Source organism: Mucilaginibacter sp. A5337 (assembly GCF_059690695.1).
In genome coordinates, this window is sequence record NZ_JCAWEC010000001.1 from 290,561 (window position 1) to 315,187 (window position 24,627).

The following is a 24,627-nucleotide window of genomic DNA, read 5'->3' on the forward strand; positions in this document are numbered from 1 at the left end:
GTAAATAACGATGTATATCAAGCAAAAATCATAAAGAAAAGTTTTATAATTACTGCAGGATTTATACGGGGGAATGCGAATATGTAATTAATATTACGATTTTAAAATCCGGAACAAGAATTTTACGTAAAATTTTACAAAAACGCGGGATAGTGCGGGCTTTTTGGGCTTTTGACAAAAAAATGAAAATAATAGGCTCGATATAAACAAAAAAATTAATTAATTTGCCGTGTAAGAATTTGTGTGCTTCTTAAGTAGTATTGATACGTTAATAGGCATTATTTTAAAAAAATTTACACACACCGTATAAGTTATATGCTTATTCATGGTATTTTTACACAAAATTTAAGCAGAGTTAATATACATGGTTAAAAAACTACATGGGAAAATCGCTCAGTTTCAAGTGGCAAATATGCTGCGGGAACGGGGGTTATATCCTTATTTCAGGCCTATTGAGTCTGCACAAGACACTGAGGTAATTATTGACAACAAGCGGGTATTAATGTTTGGTTCTAACTCATACTTAGGCCTTACCAATCATCCAAAAATCAAAGAAGCTTCAAAAAAAGCAATTGACAAATATGGTACAGGTTGTGCCGGTTCACGTTTTTTGAACGGTACACTTGATATCCACATTGAGCTTGAAAACAGGCTGGCCAGCTATGTAGGCAAAGAAGCCACTGTTTTATTCAGTACAGGTTACCAGGTAAACCTTGGTGTACTTTCATGCGTTACCGGCAGGAATGACTATATCATACTTGATGAGTATGATCATGCCTGTATCATTGACGGCAGCCGCCTGTCGTTTTCAAAAGTGATCAAGTATACCCATAATGACATGGCCGATTTGGAGCGCAAATTAAGCATACTTCCTGAAGATGCCGTGAAGATTATTGCCGTTGACGGTATTTTCAGCATGGAAGGTGATATCGTTAAGTTGCCTAAAATTGTTGAGCTTGCCGATACTTATGGCGCTAACATAATGGTTGATGATGCGCACAGCCTTGGCGTAATTGGTGATAAAGGTGCAGGTACAGCCTCACACTTTAATTTGACCAACGAGGTTGACCTGATCATGGGTACCTTCAGTAAATCATTAGCATCATTAGGTGGTTTCATTGCCAGCGACCAGGACACTATTGATTATATCAAACACCGTGCACGTTCATTGATGTTTAGCGCAAGTATGCCTCCGGGCTCTGTAGCCAGCGTAATTGCCGCATTGGATATCATTGAGTCGGAACCTGAACGTATCGAGAAATTATGGGATAATACCAATTATGCCATGAAGCTTTTACTGGAAGAAGGTTTTGACCTTGGCCCTACCGAAAGCCCTATTTTGCCGATCTACGTTCGTGATAACGAAAAAACTTTCGCGGTTACCAAACACCTGCAAGCATCCGGTGTATTTGTTAACCCGGTTGTATCCCCTGCCGTTCCTTCCGATTCGTCGCTGCTTCGTTTCTCATTAATGGCCACCCATACCTTTGAGCAAATTGACGAAGCTGTTGAAAAACTGTCAAAAGCCTTTAAAGAAGTTGGTGTAGCCGCTTCTGTTAAAGAAAAAATATAATGAAGAACTCTGTTGTGCATTTAGCTGCTTTTATTTTAAGGTAAGCTAAATGCACATTATTATTTTAAAGCATGCCAATTTGCTTTATTCAATCATTTACCACACATGATTACAATTGTAACGGTTAAATCAAAAAAAGAACTGGCTTCATTTATTGATTTTCCGCATGACCTGTATAAGGACGATCCTTACTATGTTCCCGAACTGTTTATTGCCCAAAGGGACCTGTTAACCAAACATCCTTTTCATAAACATAATACGGTACAACCGTTTTTAGCTTATGCTGGCGATAAAATAGTTGGCCGTATAGCAGCCATCCTTAACAACGGCCATAATGAATATAGCCATGTTAACGATGGCTTTTTTGGTTTTTTTGATTGCATTAACGACACAACGATATCTGACCTGCTTTTTGAAACCGTTACCAAATGGCTTAAAGAAAAAGGCGTAACCGGCAAATTATTAGGCCCTACCAACTTTTCAACCAATGAGCCTTGCGGTTTGCTGATTGAAGGTTTTGACAGTTCACCATTTCTGATGAACACTTATAATTTTGCGTATTATGCCGGCCTGGTTGAACATTTTGGCTTTAAAAAAGATGTTGACCTGATTGGATGGCATTGGGAAGGGCAAGCCTATGATGACAAATCAGTAAGGTTATTAAATGCGCTTGAAGACCGGTTAAAACGCAACGATATCATTATCCGCAAAATCAACCTTAAAAATTTCAAGGAAGAGGCCGCTAAGCTTCGCGACGTTTATAACTCGGCCTGGGATAAAAATACCGGCTTTGTGCCACTCACCAACGAAGAATATGATTACCTGGCCAAAGATCTTAAACTGATCCTTGACCCTGACTTTGCCATTGTTGCCGAACAGCGCGGTAAAATAGTTGCATTTGGCCTGGCCCTGCCCGATTACAACGACATCTTCAAAAAAATAAAACGCGGCCGTTTACTGCCTACAGGTATTTTCAAATTATTGTTCGGTAAAAAGAGCATCACAGGTATCCGCATTTATGCATTAGGGGTTATTGAAGATTATCGCAAAATGGGCATCGAAGCCTGCTTATACGGCACTATCATAAGGGAATATAAGGCCAAGGGCTATAAGCATGCCGAAGCCGGCTGGACACTGGAAAACAACGACATGATGAACCGTGCCATTGAAGCCATTAAAGGCGATCCATATAAAAAATACAGGTTATATCAAAAGGCAATATGAGGGAACGGGTTTTAATAACCGGCGGAAGCGGATTTGTTGGATATCATTTAATTGAAGAGGCTTTACAAAACAATCTGGAGGTTTTTATAGCCGTCAGAAAAAGTAGTAAAATAAGTCACTTAAACGATTTAGATATTCAATATATTTACCCCGAATTTAACAATAAGGAAACATTAAGTAAACAACTGGCAGAAATTAAACCCGATTACATTATACACGCTGCAGGCGTAACCAGCGCCCGCTCCGAAGCTGAATATAACCGCATAAACGCTACGTACACTTATAACCTCGCATCGGCAGCTCAAGAATCCTGCCCCGATCTGAAAAAGTTTGTACTTATTGGCAGCCTCGCATCAGTTGGGCCGCTTAATTCACTAACCGGTACCATTACCGAAGCAACTACTCCGCACCCGGTTACAGCTTACGGCCGGAGTAAATTACTTGCCGAAGAAAAATTAAAAACAATAACCGGCCTTAATTATACTATACTAAGGCCCACCGCGGTTTACGGACCACGGGATACAGGCATATTTATATTTTTTAAACAGGTAGTAAAAGGCATTGAGCCCTACATTGGCAATACTCCGCAAAAGCTGAGCTTTATATATGTTAAAGATTTGGCCAAGGCAAGTATCAAGGCTTTGTATGGTGGTAATAACAAGACATTTAATCTGAGCGATGGGAATTTTTATGACCGTTATGAGTTAGGCAACATTACCAAAGATGTGCTTAAACTAAAAACGATAAAGTTTCATCTGCCTGTAAATTTTGTAAAAATCATTGCAGCTGTGGCCGAAAAAGTAAGTTCTTTGAGCAACAAGGCTGCGGTACTAAATATAGAAAAGCTTAATGAACTGACCGCCATTAACTGGAATTGTGATATTGAAGCAGCTAAATCCGACCTGGGTTTCTATCCTTTATACAATCTGCAAAACGGTATGGCCGAAACGCTAAAATGGTATAAAGCCAACAAATGGCTTTAGCCAGTTAATTTTAAATAAATAATAGTTACATAAATGAAAATCAACATTACACCTGCCAAAGGTAAGCTTGGTATCCTGATCCCAGGGTTAGGCGCCGTGGCAACTACCCTGATTGCCGGCGTTGAAGCCGTTAAAAAAGGCATCTCGCAGCCAATTGGCTCCCTTACTCAAATGGGCCACATACGTTTAGGAAAAAGGACCGAAAACCGTAATCCTAAAATTAATGAGTTTGTTCCGCTCGCTAACTTAAACGATTTAGTTTTTGGTGGCTGGGACGTTTATGAAGATAACGTATTTGAATCTGCATCAAATGCGCAGGTACTTGAACCATCTCTTTTACAAGCAGTTAAAGCTGAATTGGAAGCTATAAAACCAATGAAAGCTGCGTTTGATAAAAACTACGCTAAGAACCTTGATGGTACCCACGTTAAAACCGGAACCAGGCTTGAGCTTGCTGAACAGGTTATGGAAGATATCAAAAACTTTAAAGAGGCTAACGGTCTTGACAGGGTTGTTTTGGTATGGTGCGGTTCAACCGAGATCTATTATGAAGCATCGGCTGTACACCAGTCATTAGCTGCTTTTGAAGAAGGTTTGAAAAATGATGATAAGCTGATCGCCCCAAGTATGATCTATGCTTATGCAGCTTTAAAATTAGGCGTTCCTTTTGCTAACGGCGCTCCTAACTTAACAGTTGATATCCCTGCATTGATCGAGCTGGCTAAACTGACCAAAACTCCAATTGCAGGTAAAGATTTCAAAACCGGTCAAACTTTAATGAAAACTGTATTGGCCCCAGGCCTGGCAGCACGTTCATTAGGTGTACACGGCTGGTTCTCAACTAACATTTTGGGTAACCGCGATGGCTGGGTACTTGATGATCCGGATAACTTCAAAACTAAAGAAGTATCAAAACTGGGTGTGTTGGAAGATATCTTCAAACCTGAAGATAACCAGGATCTGTATGGAAACATTTACCACAAGATCCGTATCAACTACTACCCTCCGCATGGCGACAACAAAGAGAGCTGGGATAACATCGACATTTTTGGTTGGTTGGGTTACAAAATGCAGATCAAGATCAACTTCCTTTGCCGCGATTCGATCCTTGCCGCCCCTATCGCGCTTGACTTAGCTATCTTCTGCGACCTTGCTAAACGTGCCGGCATGAGCGGTATCCAGGAATGGTTATCATTCTACCTGAAATCGCCTCAAACTGCACCAGGCTTACACGCAGAAAACGATATCTTCAAACAACTGATCAAATTGGAGAATACCCTTCGTTACCTGATGGGCGAAGACCTGATCACCCACTTAGGTTTGGACTACTATGACGATATGTTCGCTACTGAATAATCGTTAAATTACTAAATACCGTCAAAACAGCCGTAAGCAGTTGAACCCCTGCTTCACGGCTGTTTTGTTTTTGTGAAGTAAAAAAATCATGACGAGGTAACATTATTTTAAAGCAATAATCCTATCGGCACTAATGTTTATTTGTTAAATAATGTTATTTGTTAGTCCAAAAGACTTCATTTCTAAAGGCAAAAAACAGAAAATAAAATCTAAATATCAGCACATTACGTAATTATCAATGTATAAGCAGCCAACAACAGGGATACTAACAGCGGTTGAAAGCCGTTGTTTGGATTCACTTATAGTTATAGTAATATGATAGTATAAACAGGTGTAAACAATATTTGACTTTTTGACCACATTAGTCTGTAGTGATTTTTTTTACCTTTGGCCTGTTAATTGTAAACTCCATAATAACCCATCTGCCGGGAGTGTACAAAGCGTGGTAAGCGGGGAAGGATTAGGGGGGCAGAACAATGAAAAACATACGGAGGCAGGCATAATCAATCTGCCAAAAATATTTGAATAACTGATACATACCTCTTTATCTGATAATAAAAGTGTTAAACCGAAAAAAGAAGTTTGTATTTGCACAATGCACAAAGTACATGGATTGTAAAAAATTTTATAAAAGCTTATTTTTCTTAATACTGTTCTTTTCTGCTTCGGCATTATATGCACAGCAAACGGTTATAACAGGTACCGTTACCGATGCCGGCAACAAGCAAACCTTGCCTTCTGTTAGTATTTCCTTTACAGGTACAACAACTGGTACCACTACCGATGTTAACGGTAAATATCGCCTCGTAACAAGTAATCAACAGTATAAACAAATCAAAATTTCATTTTTAGGTTACAAAGATGCCTTTTTAGCGGTTGTACCGGGTAAAGAGCAGGTTATCAACGTAAAATTATTTCCAGCTTCACAACAACTTAATGAGGTTGTGGTAAAATCGGGCAAAAAACCTAAATACCGTAACAGGGATAATCCGGCTGTTGAGCTGATCCGCAAGGTTATCGAAAACAAAGAAAAGAACCGTCCTGAAGCATATAACTACGTAGAGTACAAGGAATACGATAAAATGATGTTTGCGTTGAGCAATGTATCGGCACAATTTTCGGATAGGAAATTTTTCCGCAAATACAAATTCATTTTAGATAACCGTGATAGCTCGCTGGTACCGGGAAAATCGTTGTTACCTATTTATCTTGATGAAAAACTGCAACAGGTTTATTACCGCAAAAACCCTGAAAAAACCAGGGAAAATATAACAGGTCAAAAAAGTGTGAATTATGGCCCAGGTATTGATAACGAGGGGCTTACCCAGTACTTCAAGCACTTGTATAACAAAGTTGACATTTATACCAATAACGTATTTTTAATTACCAGCCAGTTCCTGAGCCCAATCTCTGATAACTCGCCAAACTATTACAAATACTTTATTGCGGATACTATTGTTGATGCTCATAATAACAAACTTGTAAAGCTTGATTTTACGCCTCGTAATACCACCGATGTACTTTTTGAGGGTAGTATCTACATAACGCTTGATGGTAATTATGCTGTACAAAAGTGCGATCTGACAATCAACAAACACATTAATATCAACTTCATCAGGTCGATGACCGTGAACCTGGAGTTTCAGCAAAACCCTGATGGCCGTTACCACCTGAGCAAGAGCACTACCATTGCTGATTTTGGCGCATCCAAAAAGGATGCAAAGAGTGGTTTGTTTGGTATAAGGGCAATAACATACAGCAACTATGTTGTAAACAAGCCCCGGCCGGATACAACTTATCAGGGTTCGGAATACGCCGAGTTGAGTGACGAGGTAAAACATCGCCCCGACTCATTCTGGCAGGAAAACAGGCCGGATACTTTAACGCTTGCCGAATCAAAAGTTTATAAAAACATTGATAGTTTGCGTAACATGCCGTCGTTTAAACGAACGGTTGATATAGCAACGCTGTTACTTGCAGGTTACAAAGGCTTTGGTAAGTTTGAATTAGGCCCCGCCAATACATTTTATAGCTTCAACCCGGTTGAGGGTTTCCGCTTACGTGTTGGTGGCCGTACAACGCCCGAATTAAGCAAGCGTTACTATTTCGAAACTTATGCGGCTTACGGTTTTAAAGATGAGCGCTGGAAATACTTTTTAAGTGCAACTTATTCACTTAACGATAAATCTATCTATCGTTTCCCGCAAAACTATATCAGGGCAAGTTTTCAGCGTGACACCAAAATTCCGGGTGCAAGCCTGCAGTTTGTGCAGGAGGATAACTTCCTGCTATCGTTTAAGCGTGGTGTGAATGATAAATTCCTGTACAACGACTTTTACAGGTTTGATTATGTACACGAGCTGGAAAGCCATTTCTCATATGCTGCAGGTTTCAAAAAATGGACTCAGGAGCCGGCAGGGTCATTATATTTTGATAATGTTGTTAATGACTTGCCAAATTCTATTCATCATTTAACCACCACCGAGCTTACCGGAAGCGTTCGATGGGCACCTCATGAGCAATTTTACCAGGGCAAAATCTACCGTATCCCTATCCCTAACAAATACCCGGCATTTGAACTTGACTATGCACAAGGCATAAAAGGGTTCTTTAATGGCGAATACAACTATCAGAAACTTGATTTCCGCGCCGATAAACGTTTCTACTTTTCGCAGTTAGGTTATGCGGATATCAATGTTTCGGCGGGTAAAATCTTCGGTTCGGTACCGTACCCATTGTTAACTATTCACAGGGCTAACCAAACCTACGCTTATGACCTCGACTCATATAACTTAATGAACTTTTTAGAGTTTGTAAGTGATAAATACGCAAGCTTCAGGATAGACCAGCACTTTAGCGGTTTCTTCTTCAATAAAATACCTTTGTTAAAGAAACTGAAATGGCGCGAAACTGCATCAGTAAAAGTATTATACGGTGGCCTGTCTGATCAAAACAATCCGTCAATACATCCGTCATTATATCAATTGCCAGTTGGTGCCGATGGCGTACCCATCACTTATACTTTAGGCAAAACACCTTACGTTGAAGGTAGTGTTGGTATTGAAAATATATTTAAATTTATACGCATAGATTTTGTGAGGCGCTTTACCTACCTTGACCAGCCAAACGTTGCCCAATGGGGACTGAGGACAAGGGTTAAATTCGACTTCTAATCATTGCACCTAAATAAGCAGAGAGAAAAATGGAACAGCAAACAACAACACTTAGGAGATCATTCAGAACCAACTTGCAATTAGGCATTTATAAGGTTATTGATCCGTTTGTGAAGGTCCTTATAAAAATAGGCTTAACCCCTAACGCCGTTACTACCATTGGTTTTGTACTTAACGTAGGTGTTGCCGGTATATTTATTTTAGGTGCCGAAGAGGGTAACCGCGGCGACCTGAGCTATGTAGGCTGGGCTGGTGGCCTTATCCTTTTTGCTGGTTTATTTGATATGCTTGACGGCCAGGTAGCCCGCTTAGGCAACATGAAATCAACCTTTGGCGCCCTGTATGATTCTGTACTTGACCGCTACAGTGAGTTGATCATGTTTTTAGGCATTTGCTATTACCTGGTGGCACATCACTACTTCGTGAGCTCGATAGCGGCCTTTATCGCGCTGATTGGCTCAATGATGGTTAGCTACGTACGCGCCCGTGCCGAAGGTTTAGGTGTTGAAATTAAGGGTGGCTTAATGCAAAGGCCCGAGCGTGTAGTAACCATCGGTTTATGTGCAGCCTTATCTGGTATAGTAGCTCAGTACATTGGCGGTAACTACAAATTGTTTGTTCCCGGCATTAAATTCCATGTATTTGAAACCATATCGATATTTACTATTCCGCTGGTAATACTTGCCGTTTTGACCAATATTACAGCTTTTAACAGGTTAAGAGATGCTAAAAAAGCTTTAACGAAACTGGAAGAAGGAGAAGAATAGTTTTCAGTTGGCAGCGGCAGTTGGCAGCTTCCGAGTCGACCGCGAAGATTTAAATTCTCGACGTAAGATTTTCTACTCAAGACTTAGAACTTCGAACTTACGACTACCGGCAAAATATCATATCTTCGTAACAATAAAATAAAGGCATTTACTGGTAGTAATATCTTTGCTAAAATTGCCTTTTGTTGGTTTAAGGCCAGCCATTCTGAACAATTTTAACACCATAAACAGGCAGAGAGATCGTAAAACATTTTAAAACCTGATTATAACAATGAAAAAGAAATACATATCCAACTCGCAGGAATCTGTGCGAATGTTTAAGAGCGACTTTTTAGAAGGCTTATCAAAGGTACATTATACCGTGCCCCTGTACATTTTTGTGCCGGTTATTGGATATTGCAGCTATAAATTCTTTGATTTAGGGCTAGATGTGTTGACTTATCTTGGCTTGTTTATTTTCGGCCTCTTCATTTGGACCATTACCGAATACATTATGCACCGTTTTGTTTTTCACTATCAGCCAAGTGAAAAACTGGAATGGGCGCAACGCCTGCACTTTATTATGCACGGTGTACACCATGATTACCCGAGTGATGCCAAACGTTTGGTATTACCTCCGTCGCTGAGCATCCCGCTGGCTACAGGCTTTTTCTTTTTGTTTAAATGGATGCTGCCTATAAACTACATCTGGGGCTTTTTCCCGGGCTTTATTTTAGGATATTTGTTTTATGACATATCTCATTATGCCATGCACCACTTTAATTTCAAAAGCGGGCTGTTCAAAAAAATAAAGCAGCACCATATGTTGCACCACTACCAGGATCCTGAGAAGGGTTACGGTGTAAGTTCGCCTTTTTGGGATAAAATTTTCCGTTCAGATTTCTTAAAAAAGTAGCAATGACCAATGCCAACAACGGCGTAACGGTAAATATCCGCTCGATAGTTATTGTTTCGCTGCTTTCCATTGCTTACTTGGCGCTGTCAACGTTCCTTATTGGTTATAAACCGGATGAGCTTACGCTGGTAGTCATTTTTAATGTGCTGTTTTATGCATCGGCCATAACCCGCAAGTTTATATTGGGCTTCACTATTTTTATAGTGTACTGGATCATTTTTGATTACATGAAGGCCTTTCCTAATTATAACTATAACCCGGTACATATCGCGCAGCTCTACAATGCTGAAAAATACTTGTTCGGCATTCATTTCAACGGGAAACTGCTCACCCCAAACGAATACTGGCTGGCTAACAGTAATACTTTTATTGATGTAGTATCGGGCCTGTTTTACCTGTGCTGGATCCCTGTGCCGCTGGGTTTTGCAGCTTACCTGTTTTTTAAAAACAAAAAGCAGTTCCTCAATTTTTCGCTCACCTTTGTTTTGGTGAATATTTTAGGCTTTATAGTTTATTACGCCTACCCTGCTGCACCGCCCTGGTTTGTACAATACCATGGCTTTCATTTTATCCCTTTAACTATGGGGAATACGGCAGGGCTGGCCAGGTTTGATGCTTTTTTCCACGCAGGGATTTTTAAAAACATTTATACCAAAGGTTCAAACGTATTTGCAGCTATGCCATCGCTGCATTCCTCCTATCCGGTTATAGTGCTTTACTACGGCATAAAAAACAAGCTGGGACTTATTAATATCTTCTTTGCTGTGGTTACTGTAGGTATCTGGTTTACCGCTGTGTATGCGAGCCATCATTATGTGCTTGATGTGTTAGCTGGCATTACTTGTGCGGCATTAGGCATTACGCTTTACAATGTGTTGTTAAAGAAATTTGACGGCTTACGATCGGCCTTAAATAAATACGAACGGGTGATATCATAGCATCACAGTTCAGCATAATCTTCTTTTGCATACACATTTCACCTTTAAAGGTATTGCTGTGGAAAACATATTAATAATTGTTGATTACTATTTTCAGTGCTATCTTCCTGAAAAACAGCCCATACAGCTCAAAAACAAACAAAAAACTTTATAACCCTGCAAACAAGCATAGAAGTGATCTTAAACAGGCACGCTATTTGCCTAATTATAAGCAGATTATTGTTATTTTCGAGTAATCTGTTATATGAAGAGACTTATTACCTTACTTTTTATTCTGACAGCCGCGTTTAAATTGTCTGCACATGCAAGTGATCTGGATAGTCTTAAGCAAAAATTACAGGTCACCGGCGACTCGCTGAAAGGTCCTATCTACACCCAAATAGCAGCTTATTATTTAACGTACGATACTGTATCAACCAAGCGGATGAAATACTATTTCCAGACCGAGGCGCTTAACTATACCATGCTCGCGCTGCATTACTATTCTACATATAATGATACTTTAGGCCAGCGTACAAGCTTTAACGCGCTGGCGAAGGTTTACCGCTCACAACGAAAGTTTATCCAGGCCAAATGGTTTATATTACAATCGAACACTATATCACGCCAAAGAAAAGACACGCTCAATATCATCACCTCACTTATCGAGCTCGCAGCCATAAAAAGTGATATCAAAGACTACAAGCTAAGCATGAAGGATTTGAACGATGCTTTAAATTTATCACTCAAAACGCATGACCCTAAAAAAGAATCGGTAGTGCAGGTAGGTTATGCCGAATTGTACCGAAAAATGAATGATTTTGATAAGGCAGCCGCAGCAATTAAACGCCATGAATTTTTGGACGATAGCCTCAACCAGGTTACTGTTGACAGCATTGCCAAAGTAGCTGCCGCAGATTCGATAAAGATCAAAAAGAAAGATTCGGTATTGGCTAAAAAAAAAGTATATACCAGCAACTTCAGGCGCAGGCCAATGCTAAGATACGCCAGGCACATAACGTCATTGTCGTTCTCGCCTGCACCACTATTGTTCTCGTCATTATAGCTTTAATTATCATTTACAGGCGAAAGAAAACCGGTCGCTGGCGTTCTGCCATCAGGCGGCCCAAACAATAATTTAAACCCCAAGCGTTTAAGATTGTCAAACCTTCAAGATGAAAAAGTTAATCGTGTTATTTGCTGCGCTGATATGCCTGGGTCATGCTTACGGCCAAAGCAGCAAACGTTTCCGAACTGAGTTTTTAAACAGCATTAATGCTACCCGACAAAAGGGTTGTAACTGTGGTAGCAAATACTTTCCGCCAGCACCCCCACTTACATGGAACAACGACCTGGAAGATGCAGCCGAAGGGCACGCCAGGGACATGGCTCGTCAAAACTATTTTAGTCATGATAGTAAGGATGGTCGCAGTATGGAAGATCGGATTGTTTATGCTGGCTATAAATTCAAAGGCTTCAAAAGTTTTGCCATAGGCGAAAACATAGCACAAGGCCAGCAGAGCATTGCAGAGGTAATGGCGGGTTGGTTTAAAAGTGAAGGCCACTGCCGCAACCTCATGAACCCCGACTTTAAAGAGGTTGGCGTTGCCGAATACAAAACCTACTGGGTGCAGGATTTTGGCGGCCGTACATCGTTTTCGGCTCAGCAGCAAAGGTTGATTAAATCAGGGAGGTATAGATTGATACAGGAAAAACCAGTGGAAGGGCACTGAACCGGGATTTTATCGGATTTTCCGGATGACAGGATTTTCTTTTCTAAAATCCAATTAACTTCCTCTTTGCGTCTGCAAAGCAAATCCAATAAATCCGGTTAATCCCCCCAAATCCCGGTTCTACTTCCCCGCCTCCGGTTTCGGTTTTGGCTCCCTCGGACCACGTTTATAAATGATCAGGCCATTCAGAAAATTCCGCAGGATTTGATCGCCACAGGGTTTAAAGTTGGGATGGTCATCAGCACGGAATATAGCGCCGATCTCCGCTTTGGTAATCCTGAAATTGGCCAATGCCAAAACCTTGATGATATCATCATCAGTAAATTTCATAGCCACCCGCAGCTTCTTCATGATATCGTTATTGCTCATTATATCTTTCTTTTTAACAAAATTACCTCGAAATTTCCATCTTCACCTTTTTGCCTTTAATTTTTTCGGCTTTTATCTGCTTTACCACACCTTCTATCCTATCCCGTTTTATGGCAGCATATGACGAGTAGTCCAGCACTTCTATGAGGCCAAGGTCCTCCTTTGCCAGCCCTCCTTTTTTGAGCAGCAGGCCAACTATATCAACCTTGTTTACCTTACCCTTTTTTCCGGCGGCTATATACAACGTAAGCCATGGTGATGCCGGTGGCAATATCAGTTTCTTAGGCAATTCTTCAACCTCGGGCAGTTGTTTTAAATATGGCAGCTTTTCGTCAGGTGTTAACATCAGGTATGATGTGCCTTTCGCGTTCATCCTTGCCGTGCGACCGTTACGATGTAAAAAAGCTTCCTCATTGTGCGGCAACTGGTAATGCACCACATATTCTATCTCAGGGATATCCAGCCCGCGCGAAGCCAGATCAGTGGTGATTAGTAACTTATGACTTCCGTTTCTGAATTTGATCAGGGCGCGCTCCCTATCCTCCTGTTCCATACCGCCGTGGAAAACATCATGCTCCAATCCCATATACCAAAGCGACTCACTAATCCTGTCAACCGCTTCGCGATGGTTACAGAATACGAGCGTTGCATTACTACCTATTTTGCAAAGCAATGCAAAAAGGGCTTCAAGCTTATCCGCAGCTTCGGTTATAACAGCTTTTTGTTTAATATCCGGTGCCGAAGTAACATTACTTAAAAAGTTAACTTCAACCGGTTCATCAATACCGGTAAAAGCAGGGATCTCATCCATTTTTGTAGCCGAAGTCAGGATCCGCTTTTTAATAGCAGGCAATTGCCTGATGATATATGACATATCCTCCTGAAAACCAAATTCAAGGGCTTTATCAAACTCATCGAGTATCAGGGTTTGAACAGTATCAGTACTGAAGTTTTCTTCGCGCAGGTGAAAGGCGATACGTCCGGGCGTACCAACCAAAACCGCCGGCGGATGTGAGAGGTTGTTTTGTTCAACTTTTACTGCATGTCCACCGTAGCAGCAATTGATTTTGAAACCGGTACTCATTGCTTTCCACACCTGTTCAATTTGCAATGCAAGCTCGCGCGATGGCACCAGGATCATCACCTGTACCGTATCAATATCGGCCCTAACTAAGTTTAACAAGGGCAATAAAAACCCAAGTGTTTTTCCTGAACCGGTAGGCGATAAAAGAATTACGTCGCCTTTTTTGGCGGCACTAAGCGCGGCAAGCTGCATGGGGTTAAGGGCAGTTATGCCGAGGTTACTCAATGCCTTATCAATCATGATTTATTTTTGTTGAGGCGCAAAGATACGGTAAAAAATATTGGCACCATTAAGCACTACCCGCGCAGGTTTAAGCGTCCTTCGCTTGAATCTTCCGGAAAGTTAAGCGTGGACGCTCCTATTCGTTGGCATTCAAGCGAAGGACGCTTGAACGTGCATATCTATCTTCTACTCAGCTACCTGCTCGCTAAAATTATGTTTAATAAACCTTGCTATCTTTTTTGCTTCCCGATGGCTTAAATTCCCCATGCAGGTATATTCCCATTCGTGCATCTTATCATCAAAAACAATATCTCCCAAATCTGTTTCGCCCTCACTTAAACTGAATACACCTGTTGCATACACATGTGTACCGGGTATAAGCTGGTGTACCGCTTCAATGCTGATCCGGCGTATACCGTCTTGGGTATCCAGATCATAAATCACCGACTTTTCCATGTATTTAACTACAATATTAAACCTGTTTTGTTTAATATTTGCCTGGTGGTTAGTACCCTTACCAGCCCATAATTTCCATAACACGCGTAAACTCGGGCTGAAGTTGGGCTTCTATTTTTACTACATCATTAGTTACAGGATGTGTAAAGCTCAACTGCGAGGCATGCAGCAACATGGTGGTCATCTCCCATTGCTCTAAAAAGAGTTTATTTTGTTTGTTACAGCCATGGGTACGATCACCTATAATCGGATGAAAAATATGGCTCAGGTGTTTACGGAGCTGATGCATCCGCCCGGTGGTAGGCACAGCCTCAATCAGCGAATATCTTGAAGTTGGATGTTTACCAAGAGCAATATCAAGTTCGGCCCTCTTTAGGGTTGTATAAGTTGTAAAAGCATCCTGCAGGGTGCCGTTTTCTTTGCGTAAAGGATAATCTATATCCTCCATATCGGGCGTATGGCCACGCACTATAGCCAGGTATTTTTTGCTTACCCGGTTCTCCATAAATGCCTTTTGCATGGCAATTTCAACTTCTTTATTAAAAGCAAAAAGCAGGATTCCGCCTGTTTTACGGTCTATACGGTGAACAGGGTTAACTTTAATACCAATTTGATCGCGAAGTAATTGCAGGGCAAACTCTGAAGCATCTGCAGCTATGGGCGAACGGTGCACCAGCAAACCATGCGGCTTATTGATGGCAATGAGGTGTTCATCGCGGTAAATGATCTCTAACATCGGCATAATTACAAGACCGCGAATTTACGGCAGCATTTTGGATTTATTTTTGAAATCTTTTTAAACCACTTTTAAAAGTCCATCTATATAAAAAAATAATTTTAAATAGTGTTGCTTTTCCTATCTTTAGTTCAAACCTGAAATACACTTAAACTAATGGCTACCACAGCAAACCAGGCAAGCGCCAAACAGGCCGACGATATTAATACCGCCCCTACCCGTTTATTTTCATTGGATGCCCTGCGTGGCTTCGACATGTTTTGGATTATGGGTGGCGAGGAGATTTTTCACGGTATGGCCAAAGCTACCGGTTCACCTTTTTGGGGCGCAATAGCCAACCAGTTCACCCATCCCGATTGGAATGGTTTTCACCTGTATGATCTTATTTTTCCGCTGTTCCTGTTCATGGCCGGAGTATCAACGCCATTTTCTGTAGGGCGCGAACTGGAGAAAGGTAAAACCCGCCAGCAGTTATTGCTCCGGGTTATAAAAAGGGCATTTATTTTGGTGCTGCTGGGCCTTGTTGTTAACAACGGAATAAAAATTATGCCTATTGCCGAAATCAGGTTCCCGAGTGTACTCGGTCGCATAGGTATTGCTTATATGTTTGCCAACATCATTTACCTGTACAGTAAAGAGCGTTGGCAAATGTTTTGGTTTTGCTTTTTTATTGTTGGCTACTGGTTGCTACTTAAATTTACTTCGGCCCCCGGTTTCCCAATGGGCGACCTCACCATGAGGGGCAACTTCGCTTCATACGTTGACCGCAGCATATTACCGGGCCGTTTGTATTTAGGCATCCACGATCCTGAAGGACTTTTCTCAACAATTCCGGCCATTAGTACAGGCATATTAGGGATACTTACCGGCCTGCTGCTAAAAAAGGGCGGCGTTACACAAATGCGTAAGGTAACTACTATGGCTGTGGTTGGTGTTATCTTCATGATCCTCGCCCAAATCTGGAACCTTGATTTCCCGATTAATAAAAACCTGTGGACAAGCTCATTTGTGCTGCACGTAGGTGGGTTAAGCTTGTTACTGATGGCACTATTTTACTACATTATCGATGTAAAAGGATATCAAAAATGGGCTTTCTATTTCAGGGTGATAGGAATGAATTCCATCCTCATCTATATATCCGGTCACTTTATTAAATGGGACTATACTACCGAAGGCTTCTTCGGATGGATAGGTCAGTTAGTTGGCGATCCGTACAATATTGTGGTAATGGCTATTTGCTACGTGATGGTAAAATGGCTGTTTTTGTATTACTTGTATACTAAAAAGACATTTTTAAGAGTCTGAACCGCTGATAGGTGTGATTTCGCTGATTGCGTTGATTTTTTCCGGAACCTTGATTAATGGATTTGTAGGATTTTATGGCATCCGGCAAATCCTTCAATTAAAAAACCCGATGTTAAAGTAAAACCCGCTCAATCCTCAAAATCCTTCCAAATCCAGGTTCAGGCATCAGCGAAATCAACGCAATCACAAATAAATCAACGGTTAACTTTACCCCACACTTGCTGCTCAACAGGTGTTAAATAAGTCCAGGCCATAATACGGCTTACCTTTTGACCTTGCGACATGTTGATAGTTTGCACATCTTTAACGCCTTCTTTTTGAAGGGCATTGTATAAAATGCGGAGGTTCTCTTTTTTAGATACCAGCGTTGTGAACCATAAAACCTGTTTCTCAAATGGCTTACTTTGCGCAGCCATTAGCTTCAGGAAAGCCGCCTCGCCGCCGGGATACCAAAGCTCGGTGTTTTGACCACCGAAATTCAATATTGGTTGTTTATCTTTTCTCAAACCCAGGTTATCCCATTTACGGGCCGAACCGGCAGCAGCCTCTTTGGCCGAAGCGTGGAACGGCGGGTTACAGAGGGTAAGGTCAAATAACTCGCCGGGCTTGATGATCCCCTTAAAGATATCAGCCTTTTTGCTTTGCTGCCTTAACTCAACAGCAACCTTTAAATGGCTGTTTTGCTCCACAATGCTTTGTGCCGATGCCATCGCCTCCAGGTCAAGCTCGGAGCCAACAAAGTTCCAGCCATATTCTTTAAATCCCACTATTGGATAAACAAGATTAGCCCCTGTTCCGATATCAAGCACGCGCACTTTGCGGCCTTTGCGTACAACCCCGTCATTAACAGAAGCAAGCAGATCGGCAGCATAGTGGATATAATCGGCACGTCCCGGAATAGGCGGACATAAAAACCCTTCGGGAATATCCCAATGATTTACACTATAATAATGTTGCAACAGCGCCTTATTAAGCGTTTTTACGGCCTCCGGATTGGCAAAGTTAATGGTAAAATTATCGTATTCATTGGTACGCACAAATGGCCTTAAGGCTGGCGTGGTTTTTATTAATGCCTTAAAATCATACCCCTCGCGATGTTTGTTGCGTGGGTGCATATTGGTTTTAGCCTCAGGCTGATTGGGTTCTTGTGCTGACAATGGAATAGTATTTTGATATAAATTAACCTACGATACCTTTCAGATCGGCAGGCGAATAATTGATAGATTTTAATGTTTTATGATCAGATGTGCGGTACACCAGGTAAAGGCCATCTATTTCTTTATAGTACGCGTCTGTATTGGCCGTATTTTTATAATGATCGATGGTTTTTTCGGCCTCTTCAACTGTTTTGCAGGCTTTACTCATATTTGAGCGGTGTACCTCATCAAACAGCTCTTTAAATTTTGAACCTAAACCAAATTCAAGCACAGCGCCCGACAATACATACTGCAAGTCGCAAAGGGCATCAGCCACTTCAACCATGTTATTATCATTAACGGCCTGCTGCAACTCTTTCAACTCTTCGGCGATAAGCTCAATACGCAGATCGCTGCGTCCTTTTGAGGGTATTGCAGGTTTTTCAACTATAGGATGCTTAAAAGTGGTATGAAATTCGGCTACCTGTGTTAATGCGCTTAAATCTTTGATCATGTTATTTTAGGGCGATAAATAAACGGCTAAGTTATGAATTAACTTAAAGGCTTTCAAAAAATTAGTGTAAGCTGTATTGTATTACCATGTTATTCAGCATAAAAATAAACAAGCAGTAAATAATCAATAAGCCTGATTATCAGTTAATAAAAACTTAACATATACGTCAGTTGTTAACACAAACATAATATTAAAAACATATTATATTAACCTAACTTTGCATCGCGAAGAAAAAAATCCGCTTCAAATCGATTTTCTAATCCATTCACATGACAAACATAAAAGATAAGGCCGCTACCAAACAAGCCCGCAAAGCTCTTAAAAAACAATTAAAAGAAAAATTAGTGATCCAGATTGAAACCCTGGTGAGCGAATTTGGCCCCGATATCAGCAAGGCTAAAAAAGCTATCGACAAAGCTGCAAAAAACCTGGCAAAAACATTGGCGGGTAAATTAAGCCCTGAAGTACATGCTGCACCTGCTGAGCCAAAAGTAAAAAAAGAGAAAAAAGCTGCCCCTGCAAAAGTCGCTGCGCCTAAAAAAGCGAAAGTTACCGAGCCAGAAAAAGTTGTTTAATTAAAAAACAACAGCAAAAGGGCATTCCATTTATTTTTTAAATCCCATAAAAGCCAATTATTAAAGATTAATCCTCTTTAATAATTGGCTTTTTTACTATTATTTAAAATAATTAAATAAAAAACAGACAAATACATTAATATTTTACCTTATTCCATAAAAAACATAAATTCAAAATACGAATTTTCAAATAAAATCAATACAGCATTGAAAATTGTTTAATAATTATTAACTTACATTAAAATAAACATTATCAATTCAGCCAAAACCTCCGTTTTATGAAGAAAATTTTACTATTTATCCTTATTATGCTAACCATAACTCCCCTATTGGTGTTAGCACAAAAGAAAACTATAACCGGAACCATTACCGATGCGGCAAACAGCGCGCCGATGCCCGGCGTATCAGTACACATTAAAGGGAGCAATTTAGGCACAAGCACCAATGCTAAAGGAATATTCTCTATTTCTGCGGCGGCAACCGATGATCTGGTCATAAGCTACACAGGCTATAAAACCTTGACGGTAGCCATCAGCGGGCGCAGCAAAATTGATATTACTTTGATAAGCGACGTAGCCCAGTTAAACGAAGTAGTATTAATAGGTACGCGGTCGGCCGGGCGGGTAAAGCTGGAAACTGCAGTTCCTGTTGATATCGTTAATGTAGGCAAAGCCGCTTCTGTTACCGGCCGTATGGATATTACCGATATCCTTAATTACTCAGCTCCGTCATTTAACTACAATAAACAATCGGGCTCGGATGGTGCCGACCACGTTGAATTGGGTACATTGCGCGGCTTAGGCCCCGATCAAACCCTGGTTTTAGTAAATGGCAAACGCCGTCATTCCACTGCGTTCGTTTCTGTATTTGGTACCCGTGGGCGCGGTAACTCAGGTGTCGATCTGAGTTCTATCCCAACCGCATCTATCGACAGGATCGAGATCCTTCGTGATGGCGCTTCGGCCCAATACGGCTCTGATGCTATTGCTGGTGTTATTAACCTGGTGTTAAAGAAAACTACCGGCGTATTTAATGCCAATGTTGGTTATTCAGGATATTATGACCCTGCCTTTAACAGCGGCAAAAGTGTGGTAGCTTCACAATACCCGCATGGCGGCGCCATTGATGGTAACGGTATCACCATTGATGCCAACTACGGCTTAGCCTTAGGTAAAAATGGTGGTTTCATCAATTTCACCGGTGATTATGCTAAAAATGGCAAAACCTTCCGCCAAACGCATGACACTACCACATCAAACCCTAAGGCCTTGCCTATAAACCCTTACAGGCGCGCCAATGGCGATGGCTCTGCCGAAAGCGGTACTTTCTTTTTCAATCATGAATCGCCGCTTGCAGGCACCCGTACAACTTTATACAGCTTTGGTGGTTACAGCTATAAAGCATCTGATGATTATGCATTCACCCGTAATTTCTCCGGTCGCCCCGAACGTTTCCCGACAGACAACAGCGGTAATATAATCCCGGTTAGCGGCATTATTTTTACTACTCCCGACGGCGAATCCTATTATAACCCTATCATCCGCACCCACAATACCGATATAGCTGTAGCAGTTGGCGCTAAAGGTACTTTAGGCGATGCCTGGGATTGGGACCTGAGCAATAACATTGGCAACAACAAGTTCCATTTTTTTGGTTACAAAACATTCAATGCCTCTTTAGGGACCGATAAAACCAATTTTGACGATGGCGGGTCGGAGTTTTTGCAGAACACCAGCAACCTTAACATCAACAAGCATTTTGGCAATGTAATGCAGGGGCTTAACCTCGGCTTCGGTGGCGAATACCGTTACGAACGCTACAAGATCTTTTCGGGCGAAGAGGCATCCTACAAAAACTATGATCCAACCGGCGTAAAAGCGGCAGGCTCACAGGGATTCCCCGGCTACCAACCCAGCGATGTAGTAAATGCCCATCGCTCGGTTGAAGGTGTGTATGTTGATCTCGAGGGCGATATCACCAAACAATGGCTGATTGACTTTGCCAACCGGTACGAGCATTACAGCGATTTTGGCTCAAACTTTAATACCAAACTGGCCACACGTTACAAAATCACCGATAACTTTAACATCCGCGGCTCGTTAGGTACCGGCTTCCGCGCGCCATCATTACAGCAAATCAATTACAGTTCAACTTTTACCAACGTACAGGGCACTGTGATATCTGAAGTTAAAATAGCCCCCAACTACAGCCCTATAACCAAGGCGGCAGGCATCCCTAACCTTAAACAGGAAAAATCAAAAAATGCCGGTTTGGGCTTTACCTTTAAGCCACTGCCTGAGTTAAGCTTTACTGTTGACGGATACTATATTAAAGTTAACGACCGCGTAGTACTTTCAGGCCAGTTTAGTGCCGATGACGATACCCTCGACCCTACATTTACCAACGCCCTTAAAAACCTGCATGTAAGTTCTGCTCAATTTTTTGCCAATGCCGTAAATACCACCAACAAAGGGCTTGACGTAGTTATTGACTACAATAAAACCATTGGCGCTAACAGATTCAGGGTGTTATTTACCGGTAATTTTCAAACCATGAAAATTGATAAAGTAAACTATCCGCCTATTTTAGGTACTACCCCCGCATTGCGCGAAACTTTTTTGAGCGAACGCGAAAAGAAATTTATCCTGGCATCTGCCCCGCCTCAAAAGCTTAGCCTAAACCCTGAATTTAGCCACAAAAGCTTTACCGTAGGCACTCGCTTTACCTACTTTGGTAAAGTTGTGATTGATGGCTATGGCGACGGTACAACCCTTACCCCTACTGTACCAACTGATGATGGTTCGGCGCAGCTACCCGATCAGTATATCTACAGCGGCAAAGTAGTGAGCGACTTGTATTTTGCATATAAAGTGGCTAAATCGGTTCGTGTATCTATCGGTGCCGATAACATTTTTAACGTACACCCCGATCTGGCTTATGTAAAGGGAGCTAAGGGATGGGCTTATAACAACGAACCATCAGGCCCGTTTGATGCCGTGCAAATGGGCGAAAATGGCCGCCGTCTTTTTGCAAGAATAGGCTTTACATTTTAAAACTATTAACTGACAGATCTCATAGCTTCAGCTGCCCCGGTTTTTCCGGGGCGGCTTTTTTGTTTTAGGGGCAATATATAAATATCAAAGGCATTGTAACTTTATCCGCGGATAAAACTCTAAACTTGCAAACTGTTAAAACATGTTAAACAAGTGCGAAAATTATTTTTTGTACATTCTTTAACTTAGCCTTGCAGATAAAGAATGCCTGCACCAAATCAGCATATCACCCATACCGACGAACAGTTATTGCAACTGATGGCCCTCGATAACCGCGATGCCTTTACCGAGCTGTATAACAGGTATTGGGACAAAATCTTTGCGGTAGCTTACCATCGCCTGGATGACGAACACGAGGCCGAAGAGGTGGTTCAGGAAGTATTTTTAAGTATCTGGCAACGCCGCGCAAGCCTTAAATTAACCCATACCGTGGCAACTTATCTTTCGGTTGCCGTTAAATACAAGGTGATTAACCATCTTGATCGCCAATACAGGAAACAACAGCATTTAGATGAGCTTGCTTTCACTTCTTCGGAAACGGAGAATAGTACCATTCTATGGCTGGAAGAAAAGGAGTTACGGGAACGGCTTGCCCACAGTATCAGCCTGTTGCCCGAAAAATGCCGAATTGTATTCCTGCTTAGCCGTGATGAAAATAAAACCTACGCCGAAATAGCGACAGAACTTGATATTTCACAAAAAACTGTTGAGGCGCATATGTCTAAGGCTTTAAGTTCGCTCAGGCAGTCGCTTGGAGTTTCTTTACCGGTGTTAATTTTGCTGCTTAGCTAATATATGTTTCAATTTTTAACATAATGAAGCGCAACGCAGCCCGATTCAAGTATCCTTGAGCCGATTAGCTTTAGCCCTAAATTTTCTTTTAAACCTGCCGCTTCCAGCAGGCTTCTTCCTTCGCCTACAATTACAGGATGTATAACATAGTGGAATTCATCAACCAAACCAAGCTCTATCATTTGTAAGGGCAGGTTTACGCCTCCTATCGAAATATTACCGCCCGGTTGTTGTTTCAGTTTAAGGATTTCGCCACTGAGATCTGCATTTGTAACCCTGGTGTTTTTATCTTCGGCAATGGTTAATGTCCGCGAAAAAACGAGTTTTTGAATACCATCAAATGCCTGTGCAAACTCTCTTTCCTCTTTGGTTGAGTTAGGGTCCTTTACAGTATCCGGCCAATAAGGAACCATAAGCTCGTAGGTTTTACGACCGTATACAATCAGGTCTACGCCATCCATAAGCCGGGTAAAATATTCTAATATATCCCTGCCACCGCTAAATTTGATATGGTCGCAGCATCCATCCAAGCTCAGGTTGATACCGTAAATTACTTTTCTCATTTGATTGGCTTTTATTTGGCTTAGCTAAAATTAATGATTTTTCGGCCAGTATAGCTTACTCACGTTTCAATCGAAAAAGAAAAACACCATTATAAAAATATTTTTCATTTTCCACTAAGGGTATCCCAATCCTTTGCTGACTATATGTGCAAAAGGTTGAAAGATCAGTCACAATGAAAAACAACACCTACAACGTAAAGGAGCTTGCTCATAAGTTAATGCAGGGCACCATCAGTCCGGACGAAAAAATCTGGCTTGACGCCTGGTATGCCAACTTTAGCGATGAGGAAGTTTTGTTATCCGCCTCAAAATATCAAACTCCCGAACAGCTGCGGGAAAGTATTTTAAGTAAGATAACCACAGAAACGGAAACACCAGGAAAACCTGCACATAAGGTGATTACTCTATGGCGAAGCATTGCTGCTGCAGCAGCTGTTGTATTGCTGGTTACGTTTGCGGCACTTTACAAAAATGAGGTTTTGGAGGCTATTGATCCTGCCAAACAGGTTGAGTTGGTAACCGCCCCGGGCAAACACCGGCAGCTCAGTTTGCCCGATGGCACCCGGATCTGGCTTAGCCCCGGCAGCCACATTAGCTACCCCGACAAGTTCAGGGCTAAAGAACGTTTGGTAAAACTTGAGGGTGAAGCATTTTTTGATGTTGTTCATGATGAGAACCATCCTTTTGTGATCCAATCGGGCCAGCTTAAAACCGTAGTGCTTGGTACCAGCTTCAACGTTAAAGCCTACCCCGACCAGATTATATCAGAAGTAACCGTGATCAGCGGAAAAGTAGCCGTACAGGAGCATAACCTGCCCAAAAGCAAGCAGGCTATCATGGTGCTCAACCAACGGGCGGTTTACAACAAAACCGACAGATCATTGATTAAAGAAAATTACCCCAACGCCTCAAAATTTCTTTCGCAACGTACCGGCTTGTTCAGTTATGATGGGGCCTCGCTGCAAACTGTTGCCGATGACCTGGCCAACCAATACGGCATCAGCATAAATCTTGCTCTGGGTATTGCTCAAAAAGGATTTTACGGGCATATCAATACAAATGAACCGGTAGACAAAACACTTGATAAACTTTGTGCCGTAATGGACCTCCGCTGGAACAAGCTCAATAACGGTTACTATCTGCAACCTTTACCATCCAACAATTAACCTTTTTTCAAAACATCTCCCAAAAGGAAAACTAA

The 24,627-nt window shown here is 41.6% G+C and carries 22 protein-coding genes; 15 read left to right on the forward strand and 7 right to left on the reverse strand.

Going from position 1 to position 24,627, the window contains the following annotated elements; translation table 11 throughout:
* The first annotated feature begins 364 nt into the window (after positions 1-364).
* From spt to AC59JO_RS01365, 10 genes are all read left to right on the forward strand, one after another.
* Positions 365-1,573, forward strand: a complete 1,209-nt coding sequence (gene spt / locus AC59JO_RS01320; protein WP_497302866.1) for a serine palmitoyltransferase — start codon at positions 365-367, stop codon at positions 1,571-1,573.
* Between the two features lie 105 nt (positions 1,574-1,678).
* Positions 1,679-2,797: a GNAT family N-acetyltransferase gene (locus AC59JO_RS01325; RefSeq protein WP_497302868.1), complete on the forward strand. Its 1,119-nt coding sequence runs from the start codon at positions 1,679-1,681 to the stop codon at positions 2,795-2,797.
* Positions 2,794-3,780: an NAD-dependent epimerase/dehydratase family protein gene (locus AC59JO_RS01330; protein WP_413668829.1), complete on the forward strand. Its 987-nt coding sequence runs from the start codon at positions 2,794-2,796 to the stop codon at positions 3,778-3,780. The genes AC59JO_RS01325 and AC59JO_RS01330 overlap by 4 nt, the downstream gene beginning before the upstream one ends.
* Before the next feature lie 33 nt (positions 3,781-3,813).
* Positions 3,814-5,136, forward strand: a complete 1,323-nt coding sequence (locus AC59JO_RS01335) for an inositol-3-phosphate synthase (RefSeq protein ID WP_497302870.1) — start codon at positions 3,814-3,816, stop codon at positions 5,134-5,136.
* A gap of 608 nt (positions 5,137-5,744) precedes the next feature.
* Positions 5,745-8,309: a DUF5686 family protein gene (locus AC59JO_RS01340; protein WP_413668831.1), complete on the forward strand. Its 2,565-nt coding sequence runs from the start codon at positions 5,745-5,747 to the stop codon at positions 8,307-8,309.
* Positions 8,310-8,338: 29 nt separating this feature from the next.
* Entirely contained in the window at positions 8,339-9,076 is a 738-nt protein-coding gene (locus tag AC59JO_RS01345; protein ID WP_413668832.1) for a CDP-alcohol phosphatidyltransferase family protein, read from the forward strand.
* 271 nt (positions 9,077-9,347) lie between these two features.
* Complete coding sequence (locus AC59JO_RS01350; RefSeq protein ID WP_413668833.1) at positions 9,348-9,971, forward strand: sterol desaturase family protein; 624 nt, start codon at positions 9,348-9,350, stop codon at positions 9,969-9,971.
* Between the two features lie 2 nt (positions 9,972-9,973).
* On the forward strand, positions 9,974-10,909 hold the full coding sequence (locus AC59JO_RS01355) for a phosphatase PAP2 family protein (RefSeq protein ID WP_413668834.1): 936 nt from the start codon (positions 9,974-9,976) through the stop codon (positions 10,907-10,909).
* A 244-nt stretch (positions 10,910-11,153) separates the two neighbouring features.
* Positions 11,154-11,954 (forward strand): hypothetical protein, encoded by an 801-nt coding sequence (locus AC59JO_RS01360; RefSeq protein WP_413668835.1) that lies wholly within the window; start codon positions 11,154-11,156, stop codon positions 11,952-11,954.
* A gap of 109 nt (positions 11,955-12,063) precedes the next feature.
* Positions 12,064-12,621: a CAP domain-containing protein gene (locus AC59JO_RS01365; protein WP_497302874.1), complete on the forward strand. Its 558-nt coding sequence runs from the start codon at positions 12,064-12,066 to the stop codon at positions 12,619-12,621.
* Positions 12,622-12,741: 120 nt separating this feature from the next.
* Here the strand turns inward: AC59JO_RS01365 and AC59JO_RS01370 are convergent, their stop codons facing one another.
* From AC59JO_RS01370 to AC59JO_RS01385, 4 genes are all read right to left on the reverse strand, one after another.
* Positions 12,742-12,990 carry a DUF1456 family protein gene (locus AC59JO_RS01370; protein ID WP_091210774.1) on the reverse strand — a complete coding sequence of 83 codons (249 nt, stop codon included), beginning with the start codon at positions 12,988-12,990 and terminating at the stop codon, positions 12,742-12,744.
* A gap of 22 nt (positions 12,991-13,012) precedes the next feature.
* Positions 13,013-14,314, reverse strand: coding sequence for a DEAD/DEAH box helicase (locus AC59JO_RS01375; protein WP_497302876.1), 1,302 nt, complete (start codon positions 14,312-14,314; stop codon positions 13,013-13,015).
* 168 nt (positions 14,315-14,482) lie between these two features.
* Positions 14,483-14,836 (reverse strand): hypothetical protein, encoded by a 354-nt coding sequence (locus tag AC59JO_RS01380; RefSeq protein WP_413668838.1) that lies wholly within the window; start codon positions 14,834-14,836, stop codon positions 14,483-14,485.
* A complete protein-coding gene (locus AC59JO_RS01385; RefSeq protein WP_413668839.1) occupies positions 14,811-15,488 on the reverse strand; it encodes a pseudouridine synthase in 678 nt (225 codons plus the stop codon). The genes AC59JO_RS01380 and AC59JO_RS01385 overlap by 26 nt, the downstream gene beginning before the upstream one ends.
* A gap of 156 nt (positions 15,489-15,644) precedes the next feature.
* On the opposite strand from AC59JO_RS01385, the gene AC59JO_RS01390 reads away from it, so the two are divergent.
* Positions 15,645-16,793: an acyltransferase family protein gene (locus AC59JO_RS01390; protein ID WP_413668840.1), complete on the forward strand. Its 1,149-nt coding sequence runs from the start codon at positions 15,645-15,647 to the stop codon at positions 16,791-16,793.
* Positions 16,794-16,987: 194 nt separating this feature from the next.
* Here the strand turns inward: AC59JO_RS01390 and rlmF are convergent, their stop codons facing one another.
* Both rlmF and AC59JO_RS01400 read right to left on the reverse strand, forming a co-directional pair.
* Positions 16,988-17,950, reverse strand: a complete 963-nt coding sequence (rlmF, locus tag AC59JO_RS01395) for a 23S rRNA (adenine(1618)-N(6))-methyltransferase RlmF (RefSeq protein WP_413668841.1) — start codon at positions 17,948-17,950, stop codon at positions 16,988-16,990.
* Positions 17,951-17,972: 22 nt separating this feature from the next.
* Positions 17,973-18,443, reverse strand: coding sequence for a pyrophosphohydrolase domain-containing protein (locus tag AC59JO_RS01400; protein ID WP_413668842.1), 471 nt, complete (start codon positions 18,441-18,443; stop codon positions 17,973-17,975).
* A gap of 269 nt (positions 18,444-18,712) precedes the next feature.
* On the opposite strand from AC59JO_RS01400, the gene AC59JO_RS01405 reads away from it, so the two are divergent.
* The 3 genes from AC59JO_RS01405 to AC59JO_RS01415 all read left to right on the forward strand — a co-directional run bounded on the left by AC59JO_RS01405 (position 18,713) and on the right by AC59JO_RS01415 (position 22,863).
* Complete coding sequence (locus AC59JO_RS01405; protein ID WP_497302880.1) at positions 18,713-19,018, forward strand: hypothetical protein; 306 nt, start codon at positions 18,713-18,715, stop codon at positions 19,016-19,018.
* Positions 19,019-19,296: 278 nt separating this feature from the next.
* Entirely contained in the window at positions 19,297-22,071 is a 2,775-nt protein-coding gene (locus AC59JO_RS01410; RefSeq protein ID WP_413668844.1) for a TonB-dependent receptor, read from the forward strand.
* Between the two features lie 204 nt (positions 22,072-22,275).
* The gene (locus tag AC59JO_RS01415; protein ID WP_497302882.1) at positions 22,276-22,863 is read left to right on the forward strand and encodes an RNA polymerase sigma-70 factor; all 588 of its coding nucleotides are present in this window, start codon (positions 22,276-22,278) and stop codon (positions 22,861-22,863) included.
* An 8-nt stretch (positions 22,864-22,871) separates the two neighbouring features.
* On the opposite strand, the gene AC59JO_RS01420 is transcribed toward AC59JO_RS01415, so the two are convergent.
* Entirely contained in the window at positions 22,872-23,426 is a 555-nt protein-coding gene (locus tag AC59JO_RS01420; protein ID WP_497302884.1) for a dihydrofolate reductase family protein, read from the reverse strand.
* Between the two features lie 173 nt (positions 23,427-23,599).
* Between AC59JO_RS01420 and AC59JO_RS01425 the strand changes: the two genes are divergently transcribed.
* The gene (locus AC59JO_RS01425; protein ID WP_497302886.1) at positions 23,600-24,592 is read left to right on the forward strand and encodes a FecR family protein; all 993 of its coding nucleotides are present in this window, start codon (positions 23,600-23,602) and stop codon (positions 24,590-24,592) included.
* Positions 24,593-24,627 lie beyond the last annotated feature (35 nt).